1 protein-coding gene is annotated in these 1,112 nt (G+C 62.3%); it reads left to right on the top strand.

The genetic code is table 11. From position 1 onward, the window contains the following. On the top strand, positions 1 to 1,112 hold a 1,112-nt coding region (locus FVQ81_18635; GenBank protein ID MBW7998548.1), incomplete at its 3' end, for a hypothetical protein.

The following is a 1,112-nucleotide window of genomic DNA, read 5'->3' as shown; positions in this document are numbered from 1 at the left end:
ATGATTGCATCAAGCATACGCTCAAGACGAGAGCCGAGTTCCGTTATGGGGACGATTTGGAGTTGCACGAAGCTCCTGAAATCCGCATTTTTCCTGCTGGCGGGGCTGCTCCTGCTCATTTTCTATCAGCCCGTGTGGGCTGACTATGCGGATGGGGGCGAAAATCCCCGGCCCCTGCGGGTGATGACCCAGAACCTGTACGTGGGGTCCGACATCCTCCAGATCATGCAGGCTACGGATACAATGGAATTTTTCTGGTGGGTCCGCAACGTGTACTGGGAAATGGTGGACACCAACTTCCACGAGCGGGCCGCGGCCATCGCGGATCAGATCGCCGCCAAGAGTCCGGACCTGATCGGGCTGCAGGAGGTGGCGCTGGTGCGCACGCAATCGCCGGGGGACTTCTTTGGTAACGATCCCCAACCAGCCGAGTACGTGGAATTCGATTTCCTGGATCTCCTGATGGGCGAATTGACCGCGCGCGGCCTGGACTATCGGGTGGCCGCCGAGGTCGAGAACGCCGATGTGGAGCTGCCCATGCTCCCGATCGACGAGGGTTCGCCCTATCTGGCCGATGCCCGGGTGACGTTCCGCGATGTGATCCTGGCGGCCGGCGGAGTCACCATCGGCTCTGCCTTTGAGGAAAACTATCAGGTTAACCTGCCGGTGGTGGTGATGGGAATCTCCATCGAGTTCACGCGGGGCTATACCATCGTGGACGCCACCGTGCGGGATCGCTCCTACCGGTTCGCCAACACGCACCTGGAATCGGTGAAGGAAGGGGACGCGGCGGCCGTCCAGGTGGCTCAGGCCGGGGAACTGCTGGTGGCCTTGAGCGAAATCGAGGCGCAGTTTGGAGCGCTTCCCACCATCATTGTCGGCGACCTGAATTCCTCGCCGGAGGACGTGGCCCCCGCGCCGGGGTTGACCCCGCCCTACCACCTCATCTCCGCCTATCAATTCGAGGACGCTTGGCTGTTCCGCAAGGAGGGGCCGGCGCCGGGCCTGACCTGCTGCCAGGCCGCGGACTTGAGGAACGCCGAATCGCAACTGAATGAGCGCATCGACCATATCTTCGTCCGCACTCCGGGCGGCCTGGCCGATACCACCGT

The sequence above is a fragment of the Candidatus Glassbacteria bacterium genome (genome assembly GCA_019456185.1).
Taxonomy (GTDB): domain Bacteria; phylum Gemmatimonadota; class Glassbacteria; order GWA2-58-10; family GWA2-58-10; genus JAJRTS01.
The sequence above is the reverse complement of the archived record's forward strand: the minus strand, read 5'-3'. Positions and strand labels throughout refer to the sequence as shown.